We start from the raw sequence: 7,661 nt of genomic DNA, 5'->3' as shown, positions 1-7,661 counted from the left end.
GAAAATCCTGAGCATTACCTCCCTTGGAACTACCAACAAAATCAAGAGATAACTCAGTCATAGACTGGGTTAGCGCCATTCTAAATAACTCAACTTGCCATGTCACACTATCCCGCCGTAAGCTCACAATCGTTTATATCAGCACTAACCCAGCGTTTACTTTTCTACTGAAACATACTATTTCATTGAGAACGGGTATAACTGGAACGGTATATTATCATTTAATAGACCATTTGGTAATTTTATGTCCCTGTAATGCGTACCATAAAATAATCAAGTAACAAGGCAACATGATCCAATATGCATTTTGTGAATTACCCGTAGATTCAACTAAATAGCCGTATAACAGAGGCATTAATGCGCCACCAGAAATCCCCATGATCAATAACGCAGACCCAGTACTGGTATGCTTACCTAAGCCATCTAATGCCATAGGCCAAATAGCAGGCCAAACAAGCGCATTAGCAAAACCTAATAAAGCGACATAAAGCACCACATTCGGAATTTCAGGCGCGCCCGTCCAGAAAAATAGAGTATTCCAAACACTCACACTGTCGACCGAGGCAGTTAATAATAATATCGTTAATACAATACCTAAGGCACCTGAGAGTGCTAACGCGGTTTCTTGACTAATAAATCGTGGTATTACCACCATGCCAATAAGATATGCTGCCACCATAAATGTCATAGTATAAGACGTCAGTTGACCAAAGTTAGTCACCCCCATCTCCTGACCAAATAAGGCAATAGTATCCCCAGCGATGACTTCAACACCAACATAAAAAAACAAGGTTAAGGCACCAAAAATTAATTGCGGGAAGTGTAAGATAGCCCATTTACTATCACCGTCATTTTCATCACTTTCAAGTACCGGCTCAGGTAAAGGAGCGAATTTTATTACTAGCGCTAAGATAGCCAATACTATTGCCATGATGATATAAGGAGTCACTAAGCGACTGGACAAGTCCATGAGTGCAGCATTACGCTTTACTTCATCAAGCGTAGCTAAGCGTGTTTCATCAAACTGAGACATATCACTTAACACAAAAGCTGTAAAAACAATGGGAGCAATAATACCCGCACCTTTATTTAACAAACCCATAATACTGATACGTACTGCTGCGGTCTCTTTTGGACCTAACAAGACAATGTAAGGATTAGCGGCTGTTTGCAACATGGTTAAACCGGAGGCGAGAATAAATAACGCCACTAAAAATATGCTATACATACGTTCTTGGGCTGCGGGGATAAAAATAACAGCACCGACCGCCATCACCAACAAGCCCAACACCATACCATTTTTATATCCGGTTCGTTTCAATACTGCCGATACTGGCAAAGCCATAACGGTATAAGCAATATAAAAAGCCATAGTAACTAAATAAGCCTCCATGTGGTTGAGTTCACAAGCAATTTTTAAAAAAGGGATTAAAGAGCCATTTAGCCAAGTGACAAAACCAAAGACAAAGAATAGCCCACCAACGATGGCCATAGGGATCAAGCTAGATTGTCTAGCCTGTGTATTATCATATGTAGCGTCCATATTTCTTCTCAACTCGTTAATTACAAGACAATTTATTAATAATTCATGGTTGCAATTATTTAATAAATCCAATTTTACTATCACATCAACTTTCGGTTGGTTTTATTTAGTAAAACGAAAACCTTTGAAAGAATGCTTTATTCTGCTAGTATGTTATCAGACAAGAAGACATCTTAGCAAGAGACCGAAATATGAGCGACGATAATAATGTTAAGTAGCATTGAACGACATAATGAAATTCTTAGGCTAGCCAGTAAAACAGGCAAAGTGTCTGTCGATGAACTTGCACATTTATATTCAGTGTCAACTGTGACTATTCGAAATGATTTAAACTCCCTTGATAACAAGGGCTTGCTGGTTCGTTCAAGAGGTGGTGCCATTTTACCTACGGGCTTTATAAAAGAATTATCGATTGGCCAAAAACAAACTAAAAACCAGGCGATAAAACAGCAACTTGCCACCGAAGCGGCAAAATTGATCTTCGATGGTGACGCTATTATCTTGGACTCTGGCACCACAACAGAAGAAATTGCCTTGCAACTTTGCAAACATAAGCAATTGAAAGTATTAACCAATGGTTTAAATGTTGCCGCTAAACTCGCTCAAATTGTCGATATTGAAATAATGGTCACTGGCGGTACCTTACGACAAAAATCTTTATCATTTTTTGATGATAAAGCAGAAAGCAGTTTACAACATTGTCACTTTGATAAAGTCATACTTGGTGTTGATGGCTTTGATTTAGCGGCCGGTATCACCACACACTTTGCGCAAGAAGCCAGCTTAAACCGTTTAATGTGTGAAAAATCATCCCAAATTATTGTTGTCACGGATTCATCTAAATTCGGTAAACGTAGTTGTTACATTGTTCAAGCATACAACAAGGTTAGCACTGTCATTACCGACAAAGGCATTCCCGCTGAATACAAAAAGGCATTCACGCTTGCAGGCATTCAATTAATTATTGTCGACGAGTAAAGAAACTAGCGACCTCCTAACTGATTAAGGAATAAAAATGAAAGAAATAATAGACGTTCTTAAAGCAAATCGAAACGGTGAAAATTGTGGCATATATGCAATATGCTCTGCTCACCCACTTGTTATAGAAGCTTCCATCGAGCAAGCATTAGCCGATGACTCACCAATTCTAATTGAGGCGACCGCCAACCAAGTCAATCAATTTGGTGGTTATACCGGCATGTTACCAGCAGACTTTCTAGAGTTTATTGGCAAAATAGCAGACAGCAAGGGTTACCCACGTGAACGTATCATTCCTGGTGGTGATCATTTAGGTCCAGTCTGTTGGGTTGATGAACCAGCCGAATCAGCGATGGCTAAAGCAGAAGAGTTAATTAGAACCTATGTCGCTGCCGGCTTTAAAAAAATTCATTTAGATACCAGCATGGGCTGCGCTGATGATCCACAATGTTTACCTGATGAAGTTGTCGCAGAGCGAGCGGCATTATTATGTGCTGTTGCCGAAAAAACCGCGATTGACACCTTTGGTAAGTCTGATCTAGTTTATGTAGTGGGCACAGAAGTGCCTCCTCCAGGTGGCGCGGCCGAAGAAATTGAAGAATTAGAATTAACCCCGGTAAGCCGAGTAAAACAAACGTTAGCTTTACATCAAGATGCTTTTGCAAAGCTTGGGCTAGAAGATGCGTGGCAACGTGTTATTGCGTTAGTTGTGCAACCTGGTGTTGAATTTGATCATACTAGCATCATCGACTACGAGTCAGAAAAAGCACAAGCACTTAAAGCGTGTGTAACAACGCTGCCAAATATTGTTTATGAAGCGCATTCTTCTGATTACCAAAATGATGAAGCCTATGTAGCCTTGATTAAAGACCATTTTGGTATTTTAAAAGTAGGCCCGCAATTAACGCTAGCCATGCGCGAAGCGATTTTTGCATTATCCTATATAGAAGATGAATTAATCCCGGTAGAGCAACGCTCATGTTTACGTGAGGTATGCGAGCAAGAAATGCTTGAAGTACCAAAAAATTGGCAGCGTTTTTACCCTGTACCTGCGAGTAAAGGCACACTTTATCGCCGCTATAGTTACAGCGATAGAATTCGTTATTACTGGTGTCAACCTCGCATACAAGAAGCCGTTGATTGCTTGTTTGACAACCTAACCAACTCAGGTATTCCTTTACCGCTAATTAGTCAATTTTTACCGGAGCAATACCGTGCCATTAGAAATAACGACTTAACGGTAACCCCTGAAGAGTTAGTCAAAGCTAAAATAAAACAAGTGACAGAATCATACGCTCAAGCGTGCTGGAAACAGTAAAAAATACAGCACAAGTAATCAGATTAATGAATGGTTGAACTTCAACCAGGGTGACGCTTCAACACAAGAGGCTAGATTGAGCAATAACAGGTGTGCGCTAGAAAACCATAATGTTATTGCTATTTAAGCTATTGAAAAACCACCTAGTTTTTCTGGTTGCATAATCATTACGAAAAATAATCAACCAATTTAGGAATCCCCATGACAACATTATTAACCTACACTGAAGACGCATTAAAAGCTCAAAATGGCTATTGGACAGCGAAAGAAATCTGTCAGCAACCTCGTATATGGCGTGAAGCAGCAGCAAATGTTGATAGCAATAGAGCTGACATTAATGCTTGGTTAGCACCATTGTTAGCGCAATCAGATTTACGTATTATTTTAACAGGTGCTGGCACCTCAGCTTATGTTGGTGATGCAATAGCACCACATTTAAGCCAACAAACAGGCCGTTTAGTTGAAGCGATCAGCACCACAGATATTGTCAGTAATGCACCACAATATTTATTAAAAAACATTCCAACGCTAGTTATTTCTTATGGCCGCTCAGGCAATAGCCCAGAAAGTGTTGCCGCTGTTAAATTAGCCGATCAAGTCGTTGATAATTGTTATCACTTAGTGATCACCTGTAACCCTGAGGGCGCGTTAGCGACTAATGCTCAAGGTCAAGATAATGCCTTCTCATTATTAATGCCTGAAGGCACACTGGATCAAAGCTTTGCCATGACCAGCAGCTTCACCTCAATGCTTGTTAGTACCTTAGCCATTTTTGCACCACAAGCAGAGCAAGTGGAAATTGCCGCACAATGGGCAGAAGGCTTTATCACTAACAATGTTGAAGCGCTAAAAGAAAAAGCAACCTTGTCAACGCAACGTTTAGTCTTTTTAGGCGCCGGTGGTTTACAAGGTATTGCGCGAGAAGCCGCTCTTAAAGTGCTTGAACTTACCGCTGGACAAGTACTAAGCTATTGTGAAAGTCCATTAGGCTTTCGTCATGGACCAAAATCATTAATGGATGAAACCACTGAGGTTATCTTCTTCTCGTCAAGCGATGATTATACTAAACAATATGACCAAGACTTATTGGCTGAATTACATCGCGATGATCAAGCGTTAGCCATTACTACCTTAACCAAAGAAAGTTTTGCGCACTCAGAAGAGCTTATCGATGTTTGGGCCGGTTTACCTTATATTCTTTATTGTCAAATACTTGCATTTTTCAAGTCAATGCAAGCAAATATTACACCTGACAATCCATGCCCTACAGGTGAAGTAAACCGTGTGGTTCAAGGGGTGACTTTATATCCTCTTAAAGCTGAGTAAAGGTTGTTCTCATGTTACCAACAAATAGACAAAAAATTTCACCTCTGCATTATGGTTTAGATATTGGAGGTACCAAAATAGAAATTGGTATCTTCAACTCTGAATTAACCATGCTTGAGAGTTGGCGTATCGAAACGCCTACGCAGAACTATGATGAATTTCTTGATGCCATTCATGGGCTAATTAAACAGGCTGATGAACTAAGCGGACAACGCGGCAGTATTGGCATTGGTATGCCGGGCATCATTGATAATGAAAATAAAGTCAAATCTGCTAACGTTCCTTGCGCGACAGGGAAATTTATCGTGCAAGATTTACAAAAACGTGTCGGTCGAGAAATATCCATTGCTAATGATTGTCGCTTGTTTGCGCTGTCTGAAAGTTATGGTGGCGCTGGCGATAATCAACCTGTCGTTTACGGTGCTATTATTGGCACAGGTGCTGGCGGCGGACTATGCATTAATGGCAAGCTGTTACAAACCGCTAATAACATTGCCGGTGAATATGGTCATATAGCAGCTTCAGGGAAGCTATTACAGCAATATAACTTACCCGTTCGCGATTGCGGCTGTGGTTTACGGGGCTGTATTGAAAGCTATATTGCAGGCCCAGGTCTTGGTTGGCTCTATAAGTTTTTTGGTGCTAGCACTGAAAGCACAACAGAGTTCGTTGAGCAATTACGAAAAGAAAACCCTATTGCCCAAAAAACATTCGACTGTTATATGGATTTATTAGGGTCGTCTTTTGCGTCTCTCGTGCTTTACTATGATCCCAATGCTATCGTGGTAGGTGGTGGTCTTTCAAAAATTGATGAAATTATTCAAGCATTACCTAAAGCCATTGAACAACATTTATTTAAAGGTGTAACGTCACCGCTGATAAAACGCGCCGTTTTTGGTGATGCTAGCGGTGTACGTGGTGCTGCTATTTTAGGAAAACAACATGATATTACCTAACCAATACTACATACGCGCTAAGCAGGTATTTAGTGAAGAAGCTATTTTAGATGATCACTTTGTACTGATCACCGATGGCATCATTGCGTCGATTGATAAAAGTGCTGACGCTAATATCCCTGTCTTTTCTTTTGACAATTGCCAACTACTACCAGGATTTTTAGATTTACATATCCATGGTCGAGAAGGCTGCGATATTATGGATGCTAAACGTGAATCCATTGAAACCATATCAACTTCGTTAGCTAAGCATGGGGTTATTGGCTTTCTTGGCACCACAGTAACCTCTACTTGGGACAATACGTTAGCCGCCTTTAGTACTATTGGTGAAGCCTATCAAAACCAGCCTAGTGGCGCGCAGGTATTAGGTGCCTACAACGAAGGGTTATTTTTTACCGAAGATCATAAAGGTGCTCACGATGAAAAGTACTTTTTACCTCTGAGTAAAGACAATATAGATGCCATCATAGCGGCTTCTCAAGGTGCATTAAAGGTCGTTGCCTTAGCACCAGAGCTGCCTGATTCTGAAGATATTATTAAATACTTAACCAGCAAAGGCATCAAAGCCATGCTAGGTCATACTAATGCCAATTATCAACAAACTTGTGATGCTTTACACTCAGGAGCCTGCGGTGGAGTACACGTATTTAATGGTATGAAAGGCATTCATCATCGTGATCCTGGTTGCGCTGGTGCGGTATTATTAGAAGAAGATGCTTACGTTGAAGTGATCGCTGATGGCGTTCATCTACACCCTGCAATTTTACAACTAATTTATCGATTGAAAGGCGCAAAAAAAATGGGGCTGATCAGTGATTGTATTGTTGCTGGCGGCATGAAAGATGGTACCTATCGCTTAGGTATGTTAGACGTAAAAGTGCTTGAAGGCGTTGCTCGCACTGAAAGTGGTTCACTCGCGGGTAGTACGTTAACCCTGGAAAAAGCGATTGCTAATTTAATATCACTTGCTGATATCCCTCCGCTTGAAGCCGTTCATATGGCAAGTTTGATCCCCGCTGAGTTCTTAAATGTTCAAGACTCATTAGGCAGTATCAAAGTAGGAAAAAGAGCGTGCATGACGCTAGTTGATAACAACTTTCAAGTGCAGGCAACGATAATTGATGGAACCGTTGCCTACTGCAACGAAGAAACTGAAACAAGTAAATAGCGCTGATATCCGTAACCATTCAAAGTGCTCGATTTCAGTGGGAATTAAAATGCCTTTAGGCAAGGAGAATAATGTAAACATAGTCACTCTATGTTTACATTATTTACCGCAGCATAAAGTCATTTTAACCCCATCGTAGAAGCGTGACCTGGTCAACCAAATTCAGTCACCCCAGTTAAGCAACCATATCTAAATTGTTTATCATCGCTTCAAAGTTATTTGGACTTTGGTAATCCAGATAAGAATGACGTGGTTTAATGGATTCGACTACCCCAGTTAAGAGATAATAGACTTAACTGGAGAAAAAAAATGACAGCACGTAAAAAATATTCAAAAGAATTTAAGCTTGATGCAATAGCATTAGTCGTTGAA

Annotated in this window: 6 protein-coding genes; 5 read left to right on the top strand and 1 reads right to left on the bottom strand. The window is 40.5% G+C overall.

The features are described 5' to 3' along the window. Positions 1-217: 217 nt before the first annotated feature. The gene (locus ND16A_RS02065) at positions 218-1,543 is read right to left on the bottom strand and encodes a sugar MFS transporter (protein ID WP_033079109.1); all 1,326 of its coding nucleotides are present in this window, start codon (positions 1,541-1,543) and stop codon (positions 218-220) included. Between the two features lie 207 nt (positions 1,544-1,750). On the opposite strand from ND16A_RS02065, the gene agaR reads away from it, so the two are divergent. From agaR to nagA, 5 genes are all read left to right on the top strand, one after another. Further along, positions 1,751-2,521, top strand: coding sequence for a transcriptional repressor AgaR (agaR, locus tag ND16A_RS02070; RefSeq protein ID WP_033079108.1), 771 nt, complete (start codon positions 1,751-1,753; stop codon positions 2,519-2,521). Between the two features lie 37 nt (positions 2,522-2,558). Continuing rightward, a complete protein-coding gene (locus tag ND16A_RS02075; RefSeq protein WP_033079107.1) occupies positions 2,559-3,839 on the top strand; it encodes a D-tagatose-bisphosphate aldolase, class II, non-catalytic subunit in 1,281 nt (426 codons plus the stop codon). Between the two features lie 201 nt (positions 3,840-4,040). After that, positions 4,041-5,165 carry an SIS domain-containing protein gene (locus ND16A_RS02080; protein WP_033079106.1) on the top strand — a complete coding sequence of 375 codons (1,125 nt, stop codon included), beginning with the start codon at positions 4,041-4,043 and terminating at the stop codon, positions 5,163-5,165. Between the two features lie 11 nt (positions 5,166-5,176). Beyond that, on the top strand, positions 5,177-6,121 hold the full coding sequence (locus tag ND16A_RS02085) for an ROK family protein (RefSeq protein ID WP_235282239.1): 945 nt from the start codon (positions 5,177-5,179) through the stop codon (positions 6,119-6,121). Continuing rightward, positions 6,108-7,289: an N-acetylglucosamine-6-phosphate deacetylase gene (gene nagA / locus ND16A_RS02090; RefSeq protein WP_033079105.1), complete on the top strand. Its 1,182-nt coding sequence runs from the start codon at positions 6,108-6,110 to the stop codon at positions 7,287-7,289. Before ND16A_RS02085 ends, nagA begins: the two co-directional genes overlap by 14 nt. The last annotated feature ends 372 nt before the right edge of the window (positions 7,290-7,661 follow it).

This window comes from Thalassotalea sp. ND16A (genome assembly GCF_000764205.1).
In the GTDB taxonomy this organism is placed as follows: domain Bacteria; phylum Pseudomonadota; class Gammaproteobacteria; order Enterobacterales; family Alteromonadaceae; genus Thalassotalea_A.
Note: the sequence above shows the minus strand (reverse complement) of the source record. Positions and strands in the feature narration are given on the sequence as shown.